Source organism: Escherichia sp. E4385 (assembly GCF_963883145.1).
Taxonomy (GTDB): domain Bacteria; phylum Pseudomonadota; class Gammaproteobacteria; order Enterobacterales; family Enterobacteriaceae; genus Escherichia.
Window position 1 is genome coordinate 449,758 of the sequence record NZ_CAWOOJ010000001.1, and the last position, 23,511, is coordinate 473,268.

Below are 23,511 nucleotides of genomic sequence, written 5' to 3' on the forward strand. Positions count from 1 at the left end.
GCGAAGTAATAAGGTGCAAAACTAAATATAAGCATAGAAAAATGAGTGGCGCGAATCCTGCTGGCTATTTAGAATCGCCCACCATGAAAACAGAGACTCCATCCGTAAAAATCGTTGCTATCACTGCTGACGAAGCAGGGCAACGTATCGATAATTTTTTGCGTACCCAACTGAAAGGCGTACCAAAAAGTATGATCTACCGTATTTTGCGTAAAGGTGAAGTACGGGTGAACAAAAAACGTATTAAACCTGAATATAAACTCGAAGCTGGCGACGAAGTGCGTATTCCGCCAGTTCGCGTTGCCGAACGGGAAGAAGATGCGGTGTCGCCACATCTGCAAAAAGTGGCGGCGCTGGCGGATGTCATCTTATATGAAGATGATCATATTCTGGTGCTGAATAAACCGTCCGGCACGGCGGTACATGGCGGCAGTGGTTTAAGTTTCGGCGTTATTGAAGGTTTGCGGGCGTTGCGCCCTGAAGCGCGGTTCCTCGAACTGGTGCATCGACTCGACAGGGACACTTCAGGCGTGCTGCTGGTGGCGAAAAAACGCTCGGCGTTACGTTCGCTGCATGAGCAGTTACGTGAAAAAGGCATGCAGAAAGATTACCTGGCGCTGGTGCGTGGTCAGTGGCAGTCACACGTGAAGAGTGTACAAGCGCCGTTGCTGAAGAATATTTTGCAAAGCGGTGAGCGTATTGTACGTGTGAGCCAGGAAGGTAAACCATCCGAAACGCGTTTTAAAGTGGAGGAACGCTATGCGTTTGCCACTCTGGTGCGTTGTAGCCCGGTTACCGGACGTACTCATCAGATCCGTGTGCATACTCAGTATGCCGGTCATCCTATAGCGTTTGACGATCGTTACGGCGACCGTGAATTCGATAAACAACTGACTGAAGCGGGAACGGGGTTAAATCGCTTGTTCCTGCATGCGGCGGCGCTGAAGTTTACCCATCCGGGGACCGGTGAGGTGATGCGTATCGAAGCGCCAATGGATGATGGTTTGAAGCGTTGTTTGCAGAAACTGCGTAACACGCGTTAATGCGAGCATATAAACCTGCTAGTAGGCGGTTGGCCTGATAAGGCGTTTACGCCGCATCAGGCAGTCAGCACCAATTGCCGGATGCGGCGTAAACGCGTCCGGCCCATAAAATTATCCCATCAGCGGGTTTTGCCCTTCCCGGCGCAACATCTGACAGAGCGCGATAAGCGGCAAACCAACCAGCGTGTTAGGGTCACGCCCCTCTAAGCGCTCAAACAGCGTAATACCAAACCCTTCACTCTTAAAGCTGCCTGCGCAGTGCAGGGGATGTTCTTTACGCACGTAATTATCAATCTCCGCCTCGCTCAGGTGACGGAAATGGACGTCAAAAGGTTCCACTTCTGTTTGCAGATGCCCATTCGCCGAATTAAACAGCGCCAGCCCGGTATAGAAGGTGACAATATTGCCACTGGCTTTACGTAATTGCAGACGGGCATTTTCTTCCGTTAACGGTTTGCCAGTGATTTCACCGTCCAGTACACACACCTGATCAGAACCAATAATTAAATGATCCGGATAACGTGACGCCAGGGATTGCGCTTTTTCCTGCGCCAGTCGAAGCACCAACTGGCGCGGTGATTCATCGCTGCGCGGAGTTTCGTCGACCTCCGGCGCGGCACATTCGAAAGAGATTTGCAGTTTTTCCAGTAGGACGCGGCGCCAGGGCGATGTGGAGGCTAAAATAAGTTTAGGCATATTTTTTTCCATCAGATATAGCGTATTGATGATAGCCATTTTAAACTATGCGCTTCGTTTTGCAGGTTGATGTTCGTGGTCAGCACTGAACGAAAATAAAGCAGTAACCCGCAATGTGTGCGAATTATTGGCAAAAGGCAACCACAGGCTGCCTTTTTCTTTGACTCTATGACGTTACAAAGTTAATATGCGCGCCCTATGCAAAAGGTAAAATTACCCCTGACTCTCGATCCGGTTCGTACGGCTCAAAAACGCCTTGATTACCAGGGTATTTATACTCCTGATCAGGTTGAGCGCGTCGCCGAATCTGTGGTCAGTGTGGACAGTGATGTGGAATGCTCCATGTCGTTCGCTATCGATAACCAACGTCTCGCAGTGTTAAACGGCGATGCGAAGGTGACGGTAACGCTCGAGTGTCAGCGTTGCGGGAAGCCGTTTACTCATCAGGTCTACACAACGTATTGTTTTAGTCCTGTGCGTTCAGACGAACAGGCTGAAGCACTGCCGGAAGCGTATGAACCGATTGAGGTTAACGAATTCGGTGAAATCGATCTGCTTGCAATGGTTGAAGATGAAATCATCCTCGCCTTGCCGGTAGTTCCGGTGCATGATTCTGAACACTGTGAAGTGTCCGAAGCGGACATGGTCTTTGGTGAACTGCCTGAAGAAGCGCAAAAGCCAAACCCATTTGCCGTATTAGCCAGCTTAAAGCGTAAGTAATTGGTGCTCCCCGTTGGATCGGGGATAAACCGTAATTGAGGAGTAAGGTCCATGGCCGTACAACAGAATAAACCAACCCGTTCCAAACGTGGCATGCGTCGTTCCCATGACGCGCTGACCGCAGTCACCAGCCTGTCTGTAGACAAAACTTCTGGTGAAAAACACCTGCGTCACCACATCACTGCCGACGGTTACTACCGCGGCCGCAAGGTCATCGCTAAGTAATCACGCGTCTGCGTGATGAAGCTTAGTGAGGATTTTCCCCAGGCAACTGGGGAAAGACCAAACCGGGCGGCGACGATACCTTGACACGTCTAACCCTGGCGTTAGATGTCATGGGAGGGGATTTCGGTCCTTCCGTGACAGTGCCTGCAGCTTTGCAGGCACTGAATTCTAATTCGCAACTCACTCTTCTTTTAGTCGGTAATCCCGACGCCATCACGCCATTACTTGCTAAAGCTGACTTTGAACAACGTTCGCGTCTGCAGATTATCCCTGCGCAGTCAGTTATCGCCAGTGATGCCCGGCCTTCGCAAGCTATTCGCGCCAGTCGCGGTAGCTCAATGCGCGTGGCGCTGGAGCTGGTTAAAGAAGGTAGAGCACAAGCCTGCGTCAGCGCTGGTAATACCGGAGCGTTGATGGGACTGGCAAAATTATTACTCAAGCCCCTTGAGGGGATTGAGCGTCCGGCGTTGGTGACGGTGCTGCCGCATCAACAAAAGGGCAAAACGGTGGTCCTTGATTTAGGGGCCAACGTCGATTGTGATAGCACAATGTTGGTGCAATTCGCCATTATGGGTTCTGTTTTGGCTGAAGAGGTGGTGGAAATTCCCAATCCTCGCGTGGCGTTGCTCAATATTGGTGAAGAAGAAGTGAAGGGTCTTGACAGCATTCAGGATGCCTCAGCTGTGCTGAAAACAATCCCTTCTATCAATTACATCGGCTATCTTGAAGCCAATGAGTTATTAACTGGCAAGACAGATGTGCTGGTCTGTGACGGCTTTACAGGAAATGTCACATTAAAGACGATGGAAGGTGTTGTCAGGATGTTCCTTTCTCTGCTGAAATCTCAGGGTGAAGGAAAAAAACGGTCGTGGTGGCTACTGTTATTAAAGCGTTGGCTACAAAAGAGCCTGACGAGGCGATTCAGTCACCTCAACCCCGACCAGTATAACGGCGCCTGTCTGTTAGGATTGCGCGGCACGGTGATAAAAAGTCATGGTGCGGCCAATCAGCGAGCTTTTGCGGTCGCGATTGAACAGGCAGTGCAGGCGGTGCAGCGACAAGTTCCTCAGCGAATTGCCGCTCGCCTGAAATCTGTATACCCAGCTGGTTTTGAGCTGCTGGACGATGGCAAAAGCGGAACTCTGCGGTAGCAGGGCGCTGCCAGCGAACTCGCAGTTTGCAAGTGACGGTATATAACCGAAAAGTGACTGAGCGTACATGTATACGAAGATTATTGGTACAGGCAGCTATCTGCCCGAACAAGTGCGGACAAACGCCGATCTGGAAAAAATGGTGGATACTTCTGACGAGTGGATTGTTACTCGTACCGGTATTCGCGAACGCCATATTGCTGCGCCAAACGAAACCGTTTCAACCATGGGTTTTGAAGCGGCAACGCGTGCAATTGAAATGGCAGGCATCGATAAAGACCAGATTGGCCTGATTGTTGTGGCAACGACTTCTGCCACCCACGCCTTCCCGAGCGCAGCATGTCAGATCCAAAGCATGCTGGGCATCAAAGGCTGCCCGGCGTTTGACGTTGCCGCAGCCTGCGCAGGTTTCACCTATGCATTGAGCGTGGCCGATCAATACGTGAAATCTGGCGCGGTGAAGTATGCTCTGGTCGTCGGTTCCGATGTACTGGCGCGCACCTGCGATCCCACCGATCGCGGGACCATTATCATTTTTGGCGATGGCGCGGGCGCTGCGGTGTTGGCTGCCTCTGAAGAGCCGGGAATCATATCTACCCATCTGCATGCCGACGGTAGTTATGGTGAATTGCTGACGCTGCCAAACGCCGACCGCGTGAATCCAGAGAATTCAATTCATCTGACCATGGCGGGCAACGAAGTCTTCAAGGTTGCGGTAACTGAGCTGGCGCACATCGTTGATGAGACGCTGGAAGCAAATAATCTTGACCGTTCCCAACTGGACTGGCTGGTTCCACATCAGGCGAACCTGCGTATTATCAGCGCAACGGCGAAAAAACTCGGCATGTCAATGGACAATGTCGTCGTGACGCTGGACCGCCATGGTAATACCTCTGCCGCTTCTGTACCGTGTGCGCTGGATGAAGCCGTACGCGACGGGCGTATTAAGCCGGGGCAGTTGGTTCTGCTTGAAGCCTTTGGCGGTGGATTCACCTGGGGCTCCGCGCTGGTTCGTTTCTAGGATAAGGATTTAAACATGACGCAATTTGCATTTGTGTTCCCTGGTCAGGGTTCTCAAACCGTTGGCATGCTGGCTGATATGGCGGCGAGCTATCCAATTGTCGAAGAAACCTTTGCTGAAGCTTCTGCGGCGCTGGGCTATGACCTGTGGGCGCTGACCCAGCAGGGGCCAGCCGAAGAACTGAATAAAACCTGGCAAACTCAGCCAGCACTGTTAACTGCCTCTGTTGCACTGTACCGTGTATGGCAGCAGCAGGGCGGTAAAGCACCGGCGATGATGGCCGGTCACAGCTTGGGTGAATACTCCGCGCTGGTTTGCGCTGGTGTGATTGATTTTGCTGATGCGGTGCGTCTGGTTGAGATGCGCGGCAAGTTTATGCAGGAAGCTGTGCCGGAAGGGACTGGCGCAATGGCGGCAATCATCGGTCTGGATGATGCGTCTATTGCGAAAGCTTGTGAAGATGCAGCAGAAGGTCAGGTCGTTTCTCCGGTAAACTTCAACTCTCCGGGCCAGGTGGTTATCGCCGGTCACAAAGAAGCGGTTGAACGCGCTGGCGCTGCCTGTAAAGCTGCGGGCGCAAAACGTGCGCTGCCGTTGCCGGTGAGCGTACCTTCTCATTGTGCGCTGATGAAACCCGCTGCCGACAAACTGGCGGTTGAATTAGCGAAAATCACCTTTAACGCGCCGACCGTTCCGGTTGTGAATAACGTTGATGTCAAGTGCGAAACCGATGGCGATGCCATTCGTGATGCACTGGTACGTCAGCTGTATAACCCTGTTCAGTGGACGAAATCCGTTGAATATATGGCAGCGCAAGGCGTTGAGCATCTTTATGAAGTGGGACCGGGCAAAGTGCTTACTGGCCTGACGAAACGTATTGTCGACACCCTGACCGCCTCGGCGCTGAACGAACCTTCAGCGATGGCAGCGGCGCTCGAGCTTTAAAAGAGGAACAACATGAATTTTGAAGGAAAAATCGCACTGGTAACCGGTGCTAGCCGCGGGATTGGCCGTGCAATCGCTGAAACGCTCGCGGCTCGTGGCGCGAAAGTTATCGGTACTGCGACCAGTGAAAGCGGCGCTCAGGCGATCAGTGATTATTTAGGCGCCAACGGTAAAGGTCTGATGTTGAATGTGACCGACCCGGCATCTATCGAATCTGTTCTGGAAAAAATTCGCGCAGAATTTGGTGAAGTCGATATCCTGGTCAATAATGCCGGTATCACTCGTGATAACCTGTTAATGCGAATGAAAGATGATGAGTGGAACGATATTATCGAAACCAACCTTTCATCTGTTTTCCGTCTGTCAAAAGCGGTAATGCGCGCTATGATGAAAAAGCGTCATGGTCGTATTATCACTATCGGTTCTGTGGTTGGTACCATGGGAAATGGCGGTCAGGCCAACTACGCTGCGGCGAAAGCGGGTTTGATCGGCTTCAGTAAATCACTGGCGCGCGAAGTTGCGTCACGCGGTATTACTGTAAACGTTGTTGCTCCGGGCTTTATTGAAACGGACATGACACGTGCGCTGAGCGATGACCAGCGTGCGGGTATCCTGGCGCAGGTTCCTGCGGGTCGCCTCGGCGGCGCACAGGAAATCGCCAACGCGGTTGCATTCCTGGCATCCGACGAAGCAGCTTACATCACGGGTGAAACTTTGCATGTGAACGGCGGGATGTACATGGTCTGACCGCGATTTGCACAAAATGCTCATGTTGCGCGCAGTCTGCGTGGTTATGAGTAATAATAAGTGCAAAATGATTTGCGTTGTTGGGGGGTATGGCCTCAAAATAACGTAAAATCGTGGTAAGACCTGCCGGGATTTAGTTGCAAATTTTTCAACATTTTATACACTACGAAAACCATCGCGAAAGCGAGTTTTGATAGGAAATTTAAGAGTATGAGCACTATCGAAGAACGCGTTAAGAAAATTATCGGCGAACAGCTGGGCGTTAAGCAGGAAGAAGTTACCAACAATGCTTCTTTCGTTGAAGACCTGGGCGCGGATTCTCTTGACACCGTTGAGCTGGTAATGGCTCTGGAAGAAGAGTTTGATACTGAGATTCCGGACGAAGAAGCTGAGAAAATCACCACCGTTCAGGCTGCCATTGATTACATCAACGGCCACCAGGCGTAAGTGAACATCTCCAGGCGGTCGTTCGACCGCCTGAGTTTTTTCTTTTTTGTCCCACTAGAATCATTTTTTTCCCTCCCTGGAGGACAAACGTGTCTAAGCGTCGTGTAGTTGTGACCGGACTGGGCATGTTGTCTCCTGTCGGCAATACCGTAGAGTCTACCTGGAAAGCTCTGCTTGCCGGTCAGAGTGGCATCAGCCTAATCGACCATTTCGATACTAGCGCCTATGCAACGAAATTTGCTGGCTTAGTAAAGGATTTTAACTGTGAGGACATTATCTCGCGCAAAGAACAGCGCAAGATGGATGCCTTCATTCAATATGGAATTGTCGCTGGCGTTCAGGCCATGCAGGATTCTGGCCTTGAAATAACGGAAGAGAACGCAACCCGCATTGGTGCCGCAATTGGCTCCGGGATTGGCGGCCTCGGACTGATCGAAGAAAACCACACATCTCTGATGAACGGTGGTCCGCGTAAGATCAGCCCATTCTTCGTTCCGTCAACGATTGTGAACATGGTGGCAGGTCACCTGACTATCATGTATGGCCTGCGTGGCCCAAGCATCTCTATCGCGACCGCCTGTACTTCTGGCGTGCACAACATCGGTCAAGCTGCGCGTATTATCGCGTATGGCGATGCTGACGTGATGGTTGCAGGTGGCGCAGAGAAAGCCAGTACGCCGCTGGGCGTTGGTGGTTTTGGCGCAGCACGTGCATTATCTACCCGCAATGATAACCCGCAAGCGGCTAGCCGTCCGTGGGATAAAGAGCGTGATGGTTTCGTACTGGGCGATGGCGCCGGTATGCTGGTACTTGAAGAGTACGAACACGCGAAAAAACGCGGTGCGAAAATTTACGCTGAACTCGTCGGCTTTGGTATGAGCAGCGATGCCTACCATATGACGTCGCCGCCGGAAAACGGCGCAGGTGCAGCTCTGGCGATGGCAAATGCTCTGCGTGACGCAGGAATTGAGCCTGGCCAGATTGGCTACGTGAACGCGCACGGTACTTCTACGCCAGCTGGCGATAAAGCTGAAGCGCAGGCCGTGAAAACTATCTTCGGTGAAGCTGCAAGCCGTGTGCTGGTAAGCTCCACGAAATCCATGACCGGTCACCTGTTAGGTGCAGCAGGTGCAGTAGAGTCCATCTACTCCATCCTGGCGCTGCGCGATCAGGCTGTTCCGCCGACCATCAACCTGGATAACCCGGATGAAGGTTGCGATCTGGATTTTGTGCCGCATGAAGCGCGTCAGGTCAGCGGAATGGAATACACCCTGTGTAACTCCTTCGGCTTTGGTGGCACCAATGGTTCTTTGATCTTCAAAAAGATCTAAGTCGCCATTTCCCACCTACATAAAAGGTCCGCTTGCGGGCCTTTTTTCTTAGATTTTATTCAGACTTGTTCCGCAGTGAACATGCTGCCACACTTACAATCCTATTATAAGGAGCCGGTATGTTCTTAATTAACGGTCATAAACAGGATTCGCTGGCAGCAAACGATCGGGCCATACAGTTTGGCGATGGCTGTTTCACGACAGCCAGAATTATCGACGGTAAAGTCAGCTTATTATCCGCGCACATGACGCGACTACAGGAAGCCTGTCAGCGATTAATGATCGTTTGTGACTTCTGGACGCAGCTTGAGCACGAGATGGCGACTCTGGCGGCAGAGCAGCAAAATGGCGTGCTGAAAGTGGTGATCAGTCGTGGCAGTGGTGGGCGAGGGTACAGTACGTTAAACAGCGGACCGGCAACGCGCATGCTCTCAGTTACGGCTTACCCAACGCATTACGACCGCTTACGCAAAGAAGGAATGCTGCTGGCACTAAGCCCGGTACGCCTGGGACGCAATCCTCATCTTGCGGGAATTAAACATCTTAATCGTCTTGAGCAAGTGTTGATTCGCTCTCATCTTGAGCAGACAAACGCCGACGAGGCGCTGGTTCTTGACAGTGAAGGGTGGGTTACGGAATGCTGTGCAGCTAATTTGTTCTGGCGTAAAGGCAACGTGGCCTACACGCCGCGTCTGGATCAGGCTGGAGTTAACGGTATTATGCGACAATTCTGTATCCGTTTACTGGCACAATCCTCCTATCAGATTGCCGAAGTGCAAGCCTCGTTGGAAGACGTGATGCAGGCAGATGAAGTGATGGTTTGTAATGCGCTGATGCCAGTTATGCCTGTGCGTGCCTGTGATGATGTCTTCTTTTCGTCAACAACGCTATATGAATATTTAGCCCCACTTTGTGAGCACCCGAATTAGTCATGAAAAAAGTGTTTTTGATTATCCTGTTATTGCTGATGGTACTGGGTATCGCCGCTGGTGTGGGCGTCTGGAAGGTTCACCATCTTGCCGACAGCAAATTACTTATTAAAGAAGAGACGATATTCACCCTGAAACCTGGAACCGGAAGAATGGCTCTCGGTGAGCAATTGTATGCCGATAAAATCATCAATCGCCCCCGCGTCTTTCAGTGGTTGCTGCGTATTGAGCCGGACCTTTCCCATTTCAAAGCCGGGACTTATCGCTTTACGCCGCAGATGACCGTGCGCGAAATGCTGCAATTGCTTAAAAGCGGGAAAGAAGCGCAGTTTCCGCTACGCCTGGTAGAAGGGATGCGTCTGAGCGACTACCTCAAACAATTGCGTGAGGCACCCTATATCACGCACACGTTAAGCGACGATAAATACGCTACCGTGGCGCAGGCCCTGGAACTTGATAATCCGGAGTGGATTGAAGGCTGGTTTTGGCCAGACACCTGGATGTATACCGCTAATACCACTGATGTCGCGTTACTCAAACGAGCGCACAAGAAAATGGTGAAAGCGGTCGATAGCGCCTGGGATGGGCGAGCGGATGGTCTGCCGTATAAAGATAAAAACCAGTTGGTAACGATGGCGTCGATAATCGAAAAAGAAACCGCAGTTGCCAGCGAGCGCGATCAGGTTGCCTCAGTATTTATCAACCGTTTACGTATCGGCATGCGCCTGCAAACCGACCCGACGGTGATTTACGGGATGGGAGAGCGTTATAATGGCAAACTTTCTCGTGCAGATCTGGAAACGCCGACAGCGTATAACACCTACACTATTACTGGTCTGCCGCCAGGCGCGATTGCTACGCCGGGGGCGGATTCGCTGAAGGCTGCTGCGCATCCGGCGAAAACGCCGTATCTCTATTTTGTGGCCGATGGTAAAGGCGGTCACACGTTTAATACCAATCTTGCCAGTCATAACAAGTCTGTGCAGGATTACCTGAAAGTGCTTAAGGAAAAAAATGCGCAGTAAGTATATCGTCATTGAAGGGCTGGAAGGCGCAGGCAAAACCACCGCGCGAAACGTGGTGGTTGAGACGCTTGAGCAACTGGGGATCCGCGACATGGTTTTCACTCGAGAACCCGGCGGTACGCAGCTGGCGGAAAAATTAAGAAGCCTGGTGCTGGATATCAAATCGGTAGGCGATGAAGTCATTACCGATAAAGCCGAAGTACTGATGTTTTATGCCGCGCGCGTTCAGCTGGTGGAAACTGTCATCAAACCGGCGCTGGCGAAAGGCACCTGGGTGATTGGCGATCGGCACGATCTCTCCACTCAGGCGTATCAGGGCGGCGGTCGTGGCATTGACCAGCATATGCTGGCAACGCTGCGTGATGCTGTTCTGGGGGATTTTCGCCCTGACTTGACGCTTTATCTTGATGTGACCCCAGAAGTGGGGCTAAAACGCGCCCGTGCGCGTGGCGAACTGGATCGCATTGAGCAAGAGTCATTCGATTTCTTTAATCGTACTCGCGCTCGCTATCTTGAACTGGCGGCACAGGATAAAAGCATTTACACCATTGATGCCACTCAGCCACTGGAATCAGTGATGGAGGCGATTCGCACCACCGTGACTCACTGGGTTAAGGAACATAACGCATGAGATGGTATCCGTGGTTAAGACCCGATTTCGAGAAACTGGTAGCCAGCTATCAGGCCGGAAGGGGTCACCATGCGCTACTCATTCAGGCGTTACCTGGCATGGGCGATGACGCCTTAATCTACGCTTTAAGCCGTTACCTCCTGTGCCAACAACCAGAAGGGCATAAAAGCTGCGGCCACTGTCGTGGATGTCAGTTGATGCAGGCGGGAACGCATCCCGACTATTACACCCTTGCTCCCGAAAAAGGGAAGAACGCGCTGGGTATTGATGCGGTGCGTGAAGTCACCGAAAAACTGAATGAGCACGCGCGTTTAGGCGGTGCTAAGGTTGTCTGGATAACCGATGCCGCCTTGCTGACCGACGCTGCGGCGAACGCTTTGCTAAAAACACTGGAAGAGCCGCCGGCAGAAACCTGGTTTTTCCTTGCTACCCGGGAGCTTGAACGTTTACTGGCGACATTACGTAGTCGTTGTCGGCTACATTACCTCGCACCACCGCCAGAACAGTACGCCGTGACCTGGCTTTCACGTGAAGTGACAATGTCACAGGACGCGTTACTTGCCGCACTGCGCTTAAGCGCCGGTTCGCCAGGAGCGGCGTTGGCGTTATTTCAGGGAGATACCTGGCAGGCCCGCGAAACACTTTGCCAGGCGTTGGCTCACAGTGTGCAATCTGGCGACTGGTATTCCCTGTTGCCGACACTTAATCATGAACAAGCTCCGGCGCGTCTGCACTGGCTGGCAACCCTGATGATGGACGCGCTCAAGCGCAAGTATGGCGCTTCGCAGGTTACCAATGTTGATGTGCCGGGCGTTGTTGCTGCGCTGGCAAACCAGCTTTCTCCCGCGCGCCTGCAGGCTATACTGGGGGATGTTTGTCACACTCGTGAGCAGTTAATTTCTGTCACTGGCGTAAACCGCGAGCTTCTCATCACCGATCTTTTACTGCGTATTGAGCATTACCTGCAACCGGGCGTTGTGCTACCGGTTCCTCATCTTTAAGAGAGACATCATGTTTTTAGTCGACTCACACTGCCATCTCGATGGTCTGGATTATGAATCTTTGCATAAGGACGTGGATGACGTTCTGGCGAAAGCCGCTGCGCGCGATGTGAAATTTTGTCTGGCGGTCGCCACGACATTACCGGGTTATCTGCATATGCGGGATCTGGTAGGTGAACGTGACAACGTCGTATTTTCTTGCGGCGTGCATCCGCTCAACCAGAACGATCCCTATGATGTGGAAGATTTGCGCCGCCTGGCGGCGGAAGAGGGCGTTGTTGCTCTCGGGGAAACCGGGCTGGATTATTATTACACGCCGGAAACTAAAGTGCGTCAGCAAGAGTCTTTCATCCACCATATCCAGATTGGTCGTGAACTGAACAAGCCGGTTATCGTCCATACGCGTGACGCCCGCGCCGATACGCTGGCAATTCTGCGCGAAGAAAAGGTGACGGATTGCGGTGGCGTACTACACTGTTTTACAGAGGACAGAGAAACGGCAGGCAAATTACTGGATCTTGGATTTTACATCTCCTTCTCCGGCATTGTGACCTTCCGTAATGCAGAACAACTACGTGATGCCGCGCGTTATGTGCCGCTCGACCGGTTACTGGTCGAAACTGACGCGCCTTATCTGGCACCTGTGCCGCATCGAGGAAAAGAGAATCAACCTGCAATGGTTCGTGATGTTGCTGAATACATGGCTGTGTTGAAAGGTGTTGCCGTTGAAGAGCTGGCGCAGGTAACCACCGATAACTTCGCCCGCCTGTTTCACATCGACGCTTCCCGCCTTCAATCCATCCGTTAAATGAATTTATTTTAAGGCTCGTAATTAATTACTAAAACGAGTAAAGTTCACCGCCGCAAATTGGGCGGTGAATAACCATGTTTGATGCATTATGGCATTTATTTTGTCAATATGTGCAACTTCGCTAAAGGTCCGAAGTTGAAACGTGATAGCCGTCAAACAAATCGATAATGAATTATTTTACTCTGTGTAATAAATAAAGGGCGCTTAGACGCCCTGTACACGGCAAGGTTCTCCCCCCCTTGCCACGCGTGAGAACGTTAAAAGCACCCATACTCAGGAGCACTCTCAATTATGTTTAAGAATGCATTTGCTAACCTGCAAAAGGTCGGTAAATCGCTGATGCTGCCGGTATCCGTACTGCCTATCGCAGGTATTCTGCTGGGCGTCGGTTCCGCGAACTTCAGCTGGCTGCCCGCCGTTGTATCGCATGTTATGGCAGAAGCGGGCGGTTCCGTCTTTGCAAACATGCCACTGATTTTTGCAATTGGTGTCGCCCTCGGCTTTACCAATAACGATGGCGTATCCGCGCTGGCCGCAGTTGTTGCCTACGGCATCATGGTAAAAACCATGGCCGTGGTTGCGCCGCTGGTACTGCATTTACCTGCTGAAGAAATTGCCGCTAAACACCTGGCGGATACGGGCGTACTCGGGGGGATCATCTCCGGTGCGATCGCAGCGTACATGTTTAACCGTTTCTACCGTATTAAGCTGCCTGAGTATCTTGGCTTCTTTGCCGGTAAACGCTTTGTGCCGATCATTTCTGGCCTGGCTGCCATCTTTACTGGCGTTGTGCTGTCCTTTATTTGGCCGCCAATTGGTTCCGCCATTCAGACCTTCTCCCAGTGGGCTGCTTACCAGAACCCGGTAGTTGCGTTTGGTATCTACGGCTTCATCGAACGCTGCCTGGTACCGTTTGGTCTGCACCACATCTGGAACGTACCTTTCCAGATGCAGATTGGTGAATACACCAACGCCGCAGGTCAGGTATTCCACGGTGACATTCCGCGTTATATGGCGGGTGACCCGACTGCGGGTAAACTGTCTGGCGGCTTCCTGTTCAAAATGTACGGTCTGCCGGCTGCCGCGATTGCTATCTGGCACTCTGCTAAACCAGAAAACCGCGCTAAAGTGGGCGGTATCATGATCTCCGCGGCGTTGACCTCGTTCCTGACCGGTATTACCGAGCCAATCGAGTTCTCCTTCATGTTCGTAGCGCCGATCCTGTACATCATCCACGCGATTCTGGCAGGTCTGGCATTCCCGATCTGTATCCTGCTGGGTATGCGCGATGGTACATCGTTCTCGCACGGTCTGATCGACTTCATCGTCCTGTCTGGTAACAGCAGCAAGCTGTGGCTGTTCCCGATTGTCGGTATCGGTTATGCGATTGTTTACTACACCATCTTCCGCGTGCTGATTAAAGCTCTGGATCTGAAAACCCCGGGCCGTGAAGACGCAACTGAAGATGCGAAAGCTACCGGCACCAGCGAAATGGCACCGGCTCTGGTTGCTGCATTTGGTGGTAAAGAAAACATCACTAACCTTGATGCATGTATTACCCGTCTGCGTGTTAGCGTCGCTGATGTGTCCAAAGTGGATCAGGCTGGCCTGAAGAAACTGGGCGCAGCGGGCGTAGTGGTTGCTGGTTCCGGTGTTCAGGCGATTTTCGGTACGAAATCCGATAACCTGAAAACCGAAATGGATGAGTACATCCGCAACAACTAATCCGTAAGACGTTGGGGAGACTAAGGCAGCCGAATGGCTGCCTTTTTTACAGCCGCTAATCAGACCGGTCATCATTAAATTGCGTGTTGCGCCCGGGGCGATAGTTCCTTTCACGTTGATATCGTAGGTTTTGTCGAGCAGATTATTTCCAGCAATGAGACGTTTGGGGTTATCTGATAACAGACGAACAGCTCCACCTGCGCATAGCAATTTTGCCCGGCAGTGGAAGGAAACTGTCAAAGCAATGCTGGTGGTAGCAGGAAGGGCCTGGTAGCCGATATCCCTGTTATTATCTAAACCAAAGAGAAAAGGTGTTTTCGGCCCATTCATAGGCAAAAATGGGAATAATGGCGATGTATACGGCAGTAAAACGATTTTTTGCTTAATAAATCGTGGCTTAAGGTTGAAAGAGCAGGTTTAACTCGACCATACTCTATACTCGCAGTGTAGCGCGGCGTAGCATGGCGCAACGCATGGCAATTTGAAAAAGGAAAATGTCGTGGCAGAAGAAACTATTTTCAGCAAAATTATTCGTCGTGAGATCCCCTCCGATATCGTCTACCAGGATGAGCTGGTAACGGCGTTTCGCGATATTTCGCCGCAAGCGCCAACGCATATTCTGATCATTCCAAATATCCTTATCCCTACCGTGAACGACGTGTCTGCCGAGCATGAGCAGGCGTTGGGGCGTATGATCACCGTAGCGGCAAAAATCGCCGAGCAAGAAGGCATTGCCGAAGACGGCTATCGTTTGATCATGAATACCAACCGTCATGGCGGACAAGAGGTCTATCACATTCATATGCACCTGCTGGGTGGCCGTCCGTTGGGACCAATGCTGGCGCATAAAGGCCTGTAACGATGAGAAAAGGATGCTTTGGACTGGCGTCTTTGGCGTTGCTATTGCTGGTCGGTTGTCGTTCACATCCGGAAATTCCGGTGAATGATGAACAGTCACTGGTGATGGAGTCATCTTTGCTGGCAGCGGGCATTAGCGCAGAAAAGCCCGTTCTTTCAACGTCTGATATTCAGCCTTCAGCATCCTCGACGCTTTATAACGAAAGGCAAGAACCCGTTACCGTTCATTATCGTTTTTACTGGTATGACGCCAGGGGGCTTGAGATGCACCCTCTGGAAACGCCGCGCAGCGTCACCATTCCCGCTCGTTCAGCGGTGACTCTGTACGGCAGCGCCAATTTTCTTGGGGCGCACAAAGTCAGACTTTATCTTTATTTGTAAGGGGTGAATCTTGATGACAAAAATGAGTCGCTACGCCTTAATCACCGCGCTGGCGATGTTTCTCGCCGGGTGTGTGGGGCCACGTGAACCCGCACCGGTAGAAGAGGTAAAACCTGCGCCGGAGCAACCGGCTGAGCCGCAACAGCCAGTACCCACAGTGCCATCAGTGCCGACGATCCCGGAGCAGCCAGGGCCAATTGAGCACGAAGACCAAACCGCACCGCCTGCGCCGCATATTCGTCATTATGACTGGAATGGCGCAATGCAGCCGATGGTCGGCAAGATGCTTGGGGCCGATGGCGTGACCGCAGGCAGCGTCTTGCTGGTTGATAGCGTCAATAACCGCACCAATGGTTCTTTGAATACCGGGGAAGCGACAGAAACGCTGCGCAATGCACTGGCTAATAACGGTAAATTTACCCTCGTTTCCGCCCAGCAGCTTTCGATGGCCAAGCAGCAGTTAGGTTTGTCGCCGCAGGATAGCTTAGGCACTCGTAGTAAAGCCATTGGTATTGCTCGCAACGTGGGGGCTCATTACGTGCTGTACTCCAGCGCCTCTGGCAACGTTAACGCTCCGACCCTGCAAATGCAGTTGATGCTGGTGCAGACGGGCGAAATTATCTGGTCAGGTAAAGGTGCCGTTCAGCAACAATAATCCCATCACGCGCGACGAGTTATTGTCGCGCTATTTCCCGCAGTATCACCCCGTCGCGACGTTTAACAGTGGACTTAGCGGCGGGAGTTTTCTCATTGAACATCAGGATCAGCGTTTTGTTGTGCGTCAGACTCACGATCCTGATGCGCCGCAGTCCGTGTTTCTGCGCCAGTACCGGGCGTTATCAAGATTACCGGCATACCTTGCACCGAAGCCACGTCTCTATCTCCGTGGCTGGATGGCGGTCGACTATTTGCCCGGCGAGGTAAAAACGCAATTGCCGGATACCGACGAACTGGCAGGCTTGCTGTATTATCTGCATCAACAACCGCGTTTTGGCTGGCGAATAACCCTGCTGCCGTTACTGGAACGGTACTGGCAGCGAAGCGATCCGGCGCGGCGAACAGCGGGATGGTTGCGACTGTTAAAACGTCTGCGTAAAGCGCGCGAACCACAACCGTTACGATTAAGTCCGTTGCATATGGATGTTCATGCAGGGAACTTAGTCTATACCTCGTCAGGGCTAAAACTCATCGACTGGGAGTATGCCGGTGATGGCGATATCGCTCTGGAACTGGCGGCGGTGTGGGTGGAAAATAGTGAGCAGCACCGGCAATTAGTTAATGACTATGCCGTGCGGGCGAATATTAATCCGGCGCATTTGTGGCATCAGGTCAGGCGCTGGTTTCCCTGGTTACTGATGCTGAAAGCAGGGTGGTTTGAGTACCGCTGGCAACAAACCGGCGATCAACAATTTATCAGGCTGGCCAATGACACCTGGCGGCAGCTATCAATAAAACAATAAGGAGAGCAGTGTGGGTCCAGTAATGTTGGATGTTGAAGGTTATGAACTGGACGCGGAAGAGCGCGAAATACTTGCGCATCCGCTGGTGGGAGGGCTGATTCTCTTTACACGTAACTATCATGATCCAGCACAGTTGCGTGAACTGGTACGCCAGATCCGCGCAGCTTCACGCAATCACCTGGTGGTGGCGGTGGATCAGGAAGGTGGACGTGTGCAGCGTTTTCGTGACGGTTTTACCCGCTTACCGGCAGCGCAATCATTCGCTGCGCTGTTAGGAATGGAAGAGGGGGGCAAACTGGCGCAAGAGGCAGGTTGGCTGATGGCCAGCGAAATGATCGCTATGGATATTGATATCAGCTTTGCGCCAGTGCTGGACGTAGGACATATCAGCGCGGCGATTGGTGAACGTTCTTATCATGCCGACCCAGAAAAAGCCCTGGCAATCGCCAGTCGGTTTATTGATGGGATGCATGAAGCCGGAATGAAAACCACCGGTAAACATTTTCCTGGTCACGGTGCCGTAACTGCAGATTCACACAAAGAGACGCCGTGCGACCCACGCCCGCAAGCGGAAATTCGTGCCAAAGATATGTCGGTTTTCAGTACGTTAATTTGCGAAAATAAACTCGATGCCATTATGCCCGCGCATGTGATCTACAGCGATGTTGATCCGCGTCCGGCGAGCGGTTCTCCCCACTGGCTGAAAACTGTTTTACGTCAGGAGCTGGGGTTTGACGGCGTGATTTTCTCTGACGATTTATCGATGGAAGGTGCCGCGATTATGGGCAGTTATGCCGAGCGTGGACAGGCATCACTGGATGCAGGTTGCGATATGATCCTGGTCTGCAATAATCGTAAAGGGGCCGTCAGCGTGTTAGATAATCTGTCACCGATCAAGGCAGAACGTGTTACACGTTTGTATCATAAAGGTTCATTTTCGCGACAGGAACTGATGGACTCGGCTCGCTGGAAAGAGATCAGCGCCCGTCTGAATCAGTTACATGAACGCTGGCAGGAAGAGAAGGCAGGTCATTAACCCTGGCTTATGTGAGGAAGCGATGATTATCTATTTGCACGGTTTTGACTCTAACAGTCCGGGTAACCACGAGAAAGTCTTACAATTGCAGTTTATTGACCCGGATGTACGGCTAATAAGCTACAGTACGCGGCATCCGAAACACGATATGCAGCATTTGCTCAAAGAAGTGGACAAAATGCTGCAACTGAACGTCGACGAGCGCCCGCTCATTTGTGGTGTTGGTCTGGGCGGTTATTGGGCAGAGCGGATTGGTTTTCTCTGTGATATTCGCCAGGTGATCTTCAACCCCAATTTGTTCCCTTATGAGAACATGGAAGGGAAGATTGATCGCCCGGAAGAGTATGCCGATATTGCCACCAAGTGTGTGACCAACTTCCGTGAGAAGAATCGCGATCGTTGCCTGGTGATTTTGTCGCGTCACGATGAAGCGCTTAACAGTCAGCGGACATCTGAAGAGTTGCATCATTATTACGAGATTGTCTGGGACGAAGAGCAGACACACAAATTCAAAAATATCTCTCCGCATTTGCAGCGCATTAAAGCATTCAAAACCCTCGGTTAATTGGCATCGTCGCATCAGGTAACCTTGCCGGTACCTGATGCGGCCCCGGATTCTGTAGGTCGGATAAGGCGTTCACGCCGCATCCGACACTGGCAATGTGCCTGATGCGACGCCGTTCGCATCTTATCAGGCCTACCTAACGCCCTCCATATACGCCTCACTCTCCTGAATTAGCTCAAATAATAAACAATAAACTCTGTTTTTTGATCTCAACAGGTAAAGTCGCCTATCTTTTCAGCAACAAAACTTGATTAACATCAATTTTGGTATGACCAATGCACCATTCATGTTATTCTCAATAGCGAAGAACATTTTCATTGCTGTAACCTGTTGTTAATTAAGAGCTATATTAATAACCATTAGTTAACAATTGGTTAATAAATTTAAGGGGGTCACGTTGACTACGCCATTGAAAAAAATTGTGATTGTCGGCGGCGGTGCTGGTGGGCTGGAAATGGCAACACAGCTTGGAGATAAGCTGGGGCGCAAGAAAAAAGCCAAAATTACGTTGGTCGATCGTAACCACAGCCACCTGTGGAAACCGTTGCTGCACGAAGTGGCGACCGGATCGCTCGATGAAGGCGTTGATGCGCTGAGCTATCTGGCCCATGCGCGTAATCATGGTTTCCAGTTTCAGCTGGGATCTGTGGTTGATATCGATCGTGAAGCGAAAACAATCACCATTGCTGAACTGCGCGACGAAAAAGGTGAATTGTTAGTTCCAGAGCGGAAAATTGCTTACGACACGCTGGTGATGGCGCTGGGTAGCACCTCTAACGATTTCAACACGCCGGGCGTAAAAGAGAACTGCATTTTCCTTGATAACCCGCATCAGGCACGTCGTTTCCATCAGGAGATGCTGAATCTGTTCCTGAAGTTTTCTGCTAACCTGGGCGCCAATGGCAAAGTGAATATTGCGATTGTTGGCGGCGGCGCGACCGGCGTAGAGCTCTCTGCCGAATTGCACAATGCCGTGAAACAACTGCACAGTTACGGTTACAAAGGGCTGACCAACGAAGCCCTGAACGTTACTCTGGTGGAAGCGGGAGAGCGAATTTTGCCAGCGTTACCGCCGCGTATCTCTGCTGCGGCTCACAATGAGTTAACGAAACTGGGCGTTCGCGTGCTGACGCAAACTATGGTTACCAGTGCCGATGAAGGCGGTTTGCACACTAAAGATGGTGAATATATTCAGGCCGATCTGATGGTGTGGGCTGCCGGGATAAAAGCACCAGATTTCCTGAAAGATATTGGTGGTCTTGAAACCAACCGTATCAACCAACTGGTGGTGGAACCGACGCTGCAAACCACGCGCGATCCAGACATTTACGCTATTGGTGACTGTGCGTCATGCCCGCGTCCGGAAGGGGGCTTTGTACCGCCGCGCGCTCAGGCCGCACATCAGATGGCGACCTGCGCAATGAACAACATTCTGGCGCAGATGAACGGTAAACCGCTGAAAAATTATCAGTATAAGGATCACGGTTCGTTGGTATCACTGTCCAACTTCTCCACCGTCGGTAGCCTGATGGGTAACCTGACGCGCGGTTCAATGATGATTGAAGGACGAATTGCGCGCTTTGTGTACATCTCGCTATACCGAATGCATCAGATTGCGCTGCATGGCTACTTTAAAACCGGATTAATGATGCTGGTGGGCAGTATCAACCGCGTTATCCGTCCGCGTTTGAAGTTGCATTAATCGGCGTACACTGGCGGATGTGGCGTAAACGCCTCATCCGCCCTTGAGGAACAGTGCGATCGGTAGCCGCGTCGTATCAGGCATCCTTTCAGACTTCTCTGAATCCTTCAGCTTTTCCTGCTATTCCCACGCTTTTCATCTTCTGTCTGATAGCTGCTTTTCCCCTTCGCTTGCATGATTGTCATAACTGCAAAGAAGGAGGTGTTCCCGTGAATAAATCAATGTTGGCGGGTATCGGGATTGGTGTAGCGGCTGCGCTTGGCGTAGCGGCAGTGGCCAGTCTGAACGTGTTTGAACGTGGCCCGCAATACGCTCAGGTTGTTTCTGCAACCCCAATCAAGGAAACGGTTAAAACACCGCGCCAGGAGTGCCGCAATGTCACGGTGACCCATCGCCGACCGGTACAGGATGAAAACCGCATTGCTGGTTCGGTCCTCGGGGCCGTCGCTGGCGGGGTGATAGGGCATCAGTTTGGTGGTGGTCGTGGTAAAGATGTCGCCACTGTTGTGGGGGCGCTGGGCGGTGGATATGCCGGTAACCAGATCCAGGGCTCTCTCCAGGAAAGCGATACTTACACTACCACGCAGCAGCGTTGTAAAACGGTGTATGACAAGTCAGAAAAAATGCTCGGTTATGATGTGACCTATAAGATTGGCGATCAGCAAGGCAAAATTCGGATGAACAGCGATCCGGGTACGCAAATCCCATTAGATAACAATGGGCAACTGGTTCTGAATAACAAAGTATAACAAGGCTGAACTCTGCAATTTAGCCCCTCATTCGCTCAGGCTGAGGGGCTTTTTTTTGCGTCTTACTTCACCAGTTCAGGCCATAAACGCAGCGTTGTCCGGGCAATCAGCATCAGTTTTTCCAGCGATGCGCCTTCACGGGCGCTTATCGACATCCCCTGAATAATACAATTAAGAAATTCCGCAAGATGCGTTACGTCACAGTGGGCGGGAATTTCCCCGCGTGCCTGGCGTTGACTTAAAAACTGCTGCAAGGTGCGTTCTTGCATTGCGTGACGTGATTTCACCGTATGAGCAATATCGCCCGAATCCGCTGAAAGCGTGGTGCAGTTGTTAATCATAAAGCAACCCGCGGGGGTGTCTTTGCTGGTAAAGCAGCTGGCGACGGCAGCGAAATAGTCCGCCAGTGCAGACTCCACGCTTTTTTCTTCACAAAACAACTGCGCTTCATGCTTAGCGGCAAAGCGATCGATATAACGGTCGAGTACGGCGCGGAATAACCCCTCTTTGTTGGTAAATTCCGCGTAGAGCGTTGGCGCTTTGGCTCCGGTCGCTTCAACGAGGTCCGCAAGGGAAGTCGCTTCATAACCGTGCTGCCAGAACAATTTCATGGCCTTATCAAGCGCGGCGTCCCTGTCGAACACTTTTGGGCGGCCACGGCTTTTTTTTACACAATGTGTTGAGTCTGTTGCCATGATGCCATTGTACCTGGTGGCTGTGAATGAATGGTTATTATAAAAATAATCACCTCCCTTCACCAGTCCAGAAAATAGAAAAATAAAAACTCTCCATTTAACTGAAATTTAAAGTTTTTTAATTTAATTAACGATTGTTATAAAAAACTTCTTGTATGTGATCCAGATCACATCTATCATTTAGTTATCGATCGTTAAGTAATTTCTTGCGACGCCATTCACCTGCATAAGGCCACTATTATGAAAAACGTAAAAACCCTCATCGCTGCGGCGATTTTAAGTTCCATGTCATTTGCCAGCTTTGCTGCTGTCGAAGTTCAGGCAACACCAGAAGGCCAACAAAAAGTGGGTACAATTAGTGCTAACGCGGGGACAAATCTGGGATCGCTGGAAGAACAGCTGGCACAAAAAGCGGATGAGATGGGCGCAAAATCTTTCCGTATTACTTCAGTAACCGGTCCGAATACCCTCCACGGAACGGCAGTCATTTATAAATAAGCATTAACCCTCATTAATGCCCGCTATTGCTGCTTTTTTCCCCGCGACATGCTGTGCCGCGGGGATTTTTTTATCCGGGAGTTACAGCGATTGTGGGCTCAGTTGATGGCGGCGCACATCTACCGGCATTCCGGAACGGACATCCATCACATGCTGCATCACTTCAGCATCAGTTTGTGCTGCATCTTTAAATGATTGCATTGCGCTATTCAGCGTAATCGGCAATAGCTGCGGATCGTCATCAATCTTCTCTGACAGCGGCTGATGCACTTCAACCAGACGCGCACCGTTTGGTTCGGCAGAGACTTTTATCGGCGTGTTGATGATATTCACTTTGGTGCCTGGGGTAACCTGGCTAAAGAGTGTTTTGATATCGTCATCACGCAGACGAATACAGCCAGAACTTACCCGCATGCCAATACCGAAATCGGCGTTCGTACCGTGAAGCAAATAAACGCCGCCATAGGCCGCCAGACGAATCGCATGATGGCCCATTGGGTTATCCGGCCCAGCCGGAACTACCGCAGGCAACTCAATTCCCTGTGCTTTATAACGGGCGCGAATATTCGCTGTAGGCGTCCAGGTTGGGTTTGCACGTTTGTCTGAAACGGTGGTCACCATTGTCGGTGTCAGCGTGTCACCACCTAACTGACCAATACCTATTGGATACACGGTTACCGAATTTTTACCCGGCGGGTAGTAATAGAGACGCAGCTCCGCAATGTTGATCACAATGCCTTCGCGCGGCGCGTCTGGTAGTAGAGTTTGCAACGGAATCGTTAACACGCTACCCGCGCGTGGCACGTAAGGATCAACGCCGGGGTTAGCCTGTAACAGAGCGAGAAAGCCGACGTTATATTTTTTTGCGATGGCTTCCAGCGAACCACCGTCATTTTCCACCACATGAAATTTATTTTCGCCAACCAGACGACTGCCCGCTGGCGGCAGCGGCCAGGTATTGGCTTTTGCCGGTAGCGTCAGCGCCACGGCTGCGGCGAACGTAAAAAACGTTAGCCAGCGAGAAAAACGCGTTTTGATCATCACCAAAAATCCATAATAAATATAAGGTTATTGTAATAAAAAGATAAGCCTGAATTATGGATGGTGACAGTGTCGGAT

At 51.4% G+C, this 23,511-nt stretch carries 27 protein-coding genes; 24 read left to right on the forward strand and 3 right to left on the reverse strand.

Annotation, left to right across the window (positions count from 1 at the left end):
• Nucleotides 1–83: 83 nt before the first annotated feature.
• A complete protein-coding gene (gene rluC / locus AACS80_RS02190) occupies nucleotides 84–1,043 on the forward strand; it encodes a 23S rRNA pseudouridine(955/2504/2580) synthase RluC (RefSeq protein WP_024191859.1) in 960 nt (319 codons plus the stop codon).
• A 111-nt stretch (nucleotides 1,044–1,154) separates the two neighbouring features.
• On the opposite strand, the gene yceF is transcribed toward rluC, so the two are convergent.
• The gene (yceF, locus tag AACS80_RS02195) at nucleotides 1,155–1,739 is read right to left on the reverse strand and encodes a 7-methyl-GTP pyrophosphatase (protein ID WP_064528833.1); all 585 of its coding nucleotides are present in this window, start codon (nucleotides 1,737–1,739) and stop codon (nucleotides 1,155–1,157) included.
• A gap of 198 nt (nucleotides 1,740–1,937) precedes the next feature.
• On the opposite strand from yceF, the gene yceD reads away from it, so the two are divergent.
• The 22 genes from yceD (at nucleotide 1,938) to AACS80_RS02305 (ending at nucleotide 21,199) form a co-directional block, all read left to right on the forward strand.
• Nucleotides 1,938–2,459: a 23S rRNA accumulation protein YceD gene (gene yceD, locus AACS80_RS02200; protein ID WP_001174481.1), complete on the forward strand. Its 522-nt coding sequence runs from the start codon at nucleotides 1,938–1,940 to the stop codon at nucleotides 2,457–2,459.
• 51 nt (nucleotides 2,460–2,510) lie between these two features.
• On the forward strand, nucleotides 2,511–2,684 hold the full coding sequence (rpmF, locus tag AACS80_RS02205; protein ID WP_000290727.1) for a 50S ribosomal protein L32: 174 nt from the start codon (nucleotides 2,511–2,513) through the stop codon (nucleotides 2,682–2,684).
• A gap of 80 nt (nucleotides 2,685–2,764) precedes the next feature.
• On the forward strand, nucleotides 2,765–3,835 hold the full coding sequence (gene plsX, locus AACS80_RS02210) for a phosphate acyltransferase PlsX (RefSeq protein WP_074399521.1): 1,071 nt from the start codon (nucleotides 2,765–2,767) through the stop codon (nucleotides 3,833–3,835).
• A gap of 67 nt (nucleotides 3,836–3,902) precedes the next feature.
• Nucleotides 3,903–4,856, forward strand: a complete 954-nt coding sequence (gene fabH / locus AACS80_RS02215) for a beta-ketoacyl-ACP synthase III (protein ID WP_130205541.1) — start codon at nucleotides 3,903–3,905, stop codon at nucleotides 4,854–4,856.
• Between the two features lie 15 nt (nucleotides 4,857–4,871).
• Nucleotides 4,872–5,801 carry an ACP S-malonyltransferase gene (fabD, locus tag AACS80_RS02220; RefSeq protein WP_135409837.1) on the forward strand — a complete coding sequence of 310 codons (930 nt, stop codon included), beginning with the start codon at nucleotides 4,872–4,874 and terminating at the stop codon, nucleotides 5,799–5,801.
• A gap of 12 nt (nucleotides 5,802–5,813) precedes the next feature.
• Nucleotides 5,814–6,548 (forward strand): 3-oxoacyl-ACP reductase FabG, encoded by a 735-nt coding sequence (gene fabG, locus AACS80_RS02225; RefSeq protein ID WP_001008542.1) that lies wholly within the window; start codon nucleotides 5,814–5,816, stop codon nucleotides 6,546–6,548.
• 210 nt (nucleotides 6,549–6,758) lie between these two features.
• Entirely contained in the window at nucleotides 6,759–6,995 is a 237-nt protein-coding gene (gene acpP, locus AACS80_RS02230; protein ID WP_000103754.1) for an acyl carrier protein, read from the forward strand.
• An 89-nt stretch (nucleotides 6,996–7,084) separates the two neighbouring features.
• Nucleotides 7,085–8,326: a beta-ketoacyl-ACP synthase II gene (fabF, locus tag AACS80_RS02235; protein WP_130205545.1), complete on the forward strand. Its 1,242-nt coding sequence runs from the start codon at nucleotides 7,085–7,087 to the stop codon at nucleotides 8,324–8,326.
• Between the two features lie 119 nt (nucleotides 8,327–8,445).
• Entirely contained in the window at nucleotides 8,446–9,255 is an 810-nt protein-coding gene (pabC, locus tag AACS80_RS02240) for an aminodeoxychorismate lyase (RefSeq protein ID WP_135409838.1), read from the forward strand.
• Between the two features lie 2 nt (nucleotides 9,256–9,257).
• Complete coding sequence (yceG, locus tag AACS80_RS02245) at nucleotides 9,258–10,280, forward strand: cell division protein YceG (protein ID WP_135409839.1); 1,023 nt, start codon at nucleotides 9,258–9,260, stop codon at nucleotides 10,278–10,280.
• Nucleotides 10,270–10,911 carry a dTMP kinase gene (gene tmk, locus AACS80_RS02250; RefSeq protein ID WP_130205551.1) on the forward strand — a complete coding sequence of 214 codons (642 nt, stop codon included), beginning with the start codon at nucleotides 10,270–10,272 and terminating at the stop codon, nucleotides 10,909–10,911. The genes yceG and tmk overlap by 11 nt, the downstream gene beginning before the upstream one ends.
• A complete protein-coding gene (gene holB / locus AACS80_RS02255; protein WP_130259677.1) occupies nucleotides 10,908–11,912 on the forward strand; it encodes a DNA polymerase III subunit delta' in 1,005 nt (334 codons plus the stop codon). The genes tmk and holB overlap by 4 nt, the downstream gene beginning before the upstream one ends.
• 10 nt (nucleotides 11,913–11,922) lie before the next feature.
• Entirely contained in the window at nucleotides 11,923–12,720 is a 798-nt protein-coding gene (locus AACS80_RS02260; protein ID WP_130205555.1) for a metal-dependent hydrolase, read from the forward strand.
• Between the two features lie 294 nt (nucleotides 12,721–13,014).
• Nucleotides 13,015–14,448 (forward strand): PTS glucose transporter subunit IIBC, encoded by a 1,434-nt coding sequence (gene ptsG, locus AACS80_RS02265; RefSeq protein ID WP_000475698.1) that lies wholly within the window; start codon nucleotides 13,015–13,017, stop codon nucleotides 14,446–14,448.
• Nucleotides 14,449–14,947: 499 nt separating this feature from the next.
• Nucleotides 14,948–15,307 carry a purine nucleoside phosphoramidase gene (gene hinT / locus AACS80_RS02270; RefSeq protein WP_054445830.1) on the forward strand — a complete coding sequence of 120 codons (360 nt, stop codon included), beginning with the start codon at nucleotides 14,948–14,950 and terminating at the stop codon, nucleotides 15,305–15,307.
• Between the two features lie 2 nt (nucleotides 15,308–15,309).
• Nucleotides 15,310–15,687, forward strand: coding sequence for a YcfL family protein (locus AACS80_RS02275; protein WP_130205557.1), 378 nt, complete (start codon nucleotides 15,310–15,312; stop codon nucleotides 15,685–15,687).
• Between the two features lie 13 nt (nucleotides 15,688–15,700).
• On the forward strand, nucleotides 15,701–16,342 hold the full coding sequence (gene lpoB, locus AACS80_RS02280; RefSeq protein WP_130205559.1) for a penicillin-binding protein activator LpoB: 642 nt from the start codon (nucleotides 15,701–15,703) through the stop codon (nucleotides 16,340–16,342).
• Nucleotides 16,323–17,147, forward strand: coding sequence for a thiamine kinase (gene thiK, locus AACS80_RS02285; protein ID WP_135409840.1), 825 nt, complete (start codon nucleotides 16,323–16,325; stop codon nucleotides 17,145–17,147). Before lpoB ends, thiK begins: the two co-directional genes overlap by 20 nt.
• Before the next feature lie 10 nt (nucleotides 17,148–17,157).
• The gene (gene nagZ / locus AACS80_RS02290) at nucleotides 17,158–18,183 is read left to right on the forward strand and encodes a beta-N-acetylhexosaminidase (RefSeq protein ID WP_130205563.1); all 1,026 of its coding nucleotides are present in this window, start codon (nucleotides 17,158–17,160) and stop codon (nucleotides 18,181–18,183) included.
• Between the two features lie 22 nt (nucleotides 18,184–18,205).
• Nucleotides 18,206–18,748 (forward strand): alpha/beta hydrolase YcfP, encoded by a 543-nt coding sequence (ycfP, locus tag AACS80_RS02295; protein ID WP_075331716.1) that lies wholly within the window; start codon nucleotides 18,206–18,208, stop codon nucleotides 18,746–18,748.
• 397 nt (nucleotides 18,749–19,145) lie between these two features.
• The gene (ndh, locus tag AACS80_RS02300) at nucleotides 19,146–20,450 is read left to right on the forward strand and encodes an NADH-quinone dehydrogenase (protein WP_064528597.1); all 1,305 of its coding nucleotides are present in this window, start codon (nucleotides 19,146–19,148) and stop codon (nucleotides 20,448–20,450) included.
• A gap of 209 nt (nucleotides 20,451–20,659) precedes the next feature.
• Nucleotides 20,660–21,199 carry a glycine zipper 2TM domain-containing protein gene (locus AACS80_RS02305; RefSeq protein ID WP_064528599.1) on the forward strand — a complete coding sequence of 180 codons (540 nt, stop codon included), beginning with the start codon at nucleotides 20,660–20,662 and terminating at the stop codon, nucleotides 21,197–21,199.
• A gap of 62 nt (nucleotides 21,200–21,261) precedes the next feature.
• On the opposite strand, the gene comR is transcribed toward AACS80_RS02305, so the two are convergent.
• Nucleotides 21,262–21,894, reverse strand: coding sequence for a TetR family copper-responsive transcriptional repressor ComR (gene comR, locus AACS80_RS02310; RefSeq protein ID WP_130205569.1), 633 nt, complete (start codon nucleotides 21,892–21,894; stop codon nucleotides 21,262–21,264).
• 240 nt (nucleotides 21,895–22,134) lie between these two features.
• Here comR and bhsA point away from each other — a divergent pair, with 240 nt between their 5' ends.
• The gene (bhsA, locus tag AACS80_RS02315) at nucleotides 22,135–22,392 is read left to right on the forward strand and encodes a multiple stress resistance protein BhsA (RefSeq protein WP_000800147.1); all 258 of its coding nucleotides are present in this window, start codon (nucleotides 22,135–22,137) and stop codon (nucleotides 22,390–22,392) included.
• A gap of 81 nt (nucleotides 22,393–22,473) precedes the next feature.
• On the opposite strand, the gene ldtC is transcribed toward bhsA, so the two are convergent.
• Nucleotides 22,474–23,436: a L,D-transpeptidase LdtC gene (gene ldtC / locus AACS80_RS02320; protein WP_165383267.1), complete on the reverse strand. Its 963-nt coding sequence runs from the start codon at nucleotides 23,434–23,436 to the stop codon at nucleotides 22,474–22,476.
• Between the last annotated feature and the right edge of the window lie 75 nt (nucleotides 23,437–23,511).

Bases quoted from the DNA above. Each gene is read 5' to 3' on its own strand.
- AACS80_RS02260 (WP_130205555.1), top strand. From the start codon at position 11,923: ATGTTTTTAGTCGACTCACACTGCCATCTCGATGGTCTGGATTATGAA.
- ycfP (WP_075331716.1), top strand. From the start codon at position 18,206: ATGATTATCTATTTGCACGGTTTTGACTCTAACAGTCCGGGTAACCAC.
- tmk (WP_130205551.1), top strand. From the start codon at position 10,270: ATGCGCAGTAAGTATATCGTCATTGAAGGGCTGGAAGGCGCAGGCAAA.
- fabH (WP_130205541.1), top strand. From the start codon at position 3,903: ATGTATACGAAGATTATTGGTACAGGCAGCTATCTGCCCGAACAAGTG.
- holB (WP_130259677.1), top strand. From the start codon at position 10,908: ATGAGATGGTATCCGTGGTTAAGACCCGATTTCGAGAAACTGGTAGCC.
- ptsG (WP_000475698.1), top strand. From the start codon at position 13,015: ATGTTTAAGAATGCATTTGCTAACCTGCAAAAGGTCGGTAAATCGCTG.
- yceF (WP_064528833.1), bottom strand. From the start codon at position 1,739: ATGCCTAAACTTATTTTAGCCTCCACATCGCCCTGGCGCCGCGTCCTA.
- rpmF (WP_000290727.1), top strand. From the start codon at position 2,511: ATGGCCGTACAACAGAATAAACCAACCCGTTCCAAACGTGGCATGCGT.
- AACS80_RS02275 (WP_130205557.1), top strand. From the start codon at position 15,310: ATGAGAAAAGGATGCTTTGGACTGGCGTCTTTGGCGTTGCTATTGCTG.
- rluC (WP_024191859.1), top strand. From the start codon at position 84: ATGAAAACAGAGACTCCATCCGTAAAAATCGTTGCTATCACTGCTGAC.
- yceD (WP_001174481.1), top strand. From the start codon at position 1,938: ATGCAAAAGGTAAAATTACCCCTGACTCTCGATCCGGTTCGTACGGCT.
- fabG (WP_001008542.1), top strand. From the start codon at position 5,814: ATGAATTTTGAAGGAAAAATCGCACTGGTAACCGGTGCTAGCCGCGGG.
- pabC (WP_135409838.1), top strand. From the start codon at position 8,446: ATGTTCTTAATTAACGGTCATAAACAGGATTCGCTGGCAGCAAACGAT.
- comR (WP_130205569.1), bottom strand. From the start codon at position 21,894: ATGGCAACAGACTCAACACATTGTGTAAAAAAAAGCCGTGGCCGCCCA.
- yceG (WP_135409839.1), top strand. From the start codon at position 9,258: ATGAAAAAAGTGTTTTTGATTATCCTGTTATTGCTGATGGTACTGGGT.
- bhsA (WP_000800147.1), top strand. From the start codon at position 22,135: ATGAAAAACGTAAAAACCCTCATCGCTGCGGCGATTTTAAGTTCCATG.
- acpP (WP_000103754.1), top strand. From the start codon at position 6,759: ATGAGCACTATCGAAGAACGCGTTAAGAAAATTATCGGCGAACAGCTG.
- fabD (WP_135409837.1), top strand. From the start codon at position 4,872: ATGACGCAATTTGCATTTGTGTTCCCTGGTCAGGGTTCTCAAACCGTT.
- lpoB (WP_130205559.1), top strand. From the start codon at position 15,701: ATGACAAAAATGAGTCGCTACGCCTTAATCACCGCGCTGGCGATGTTT.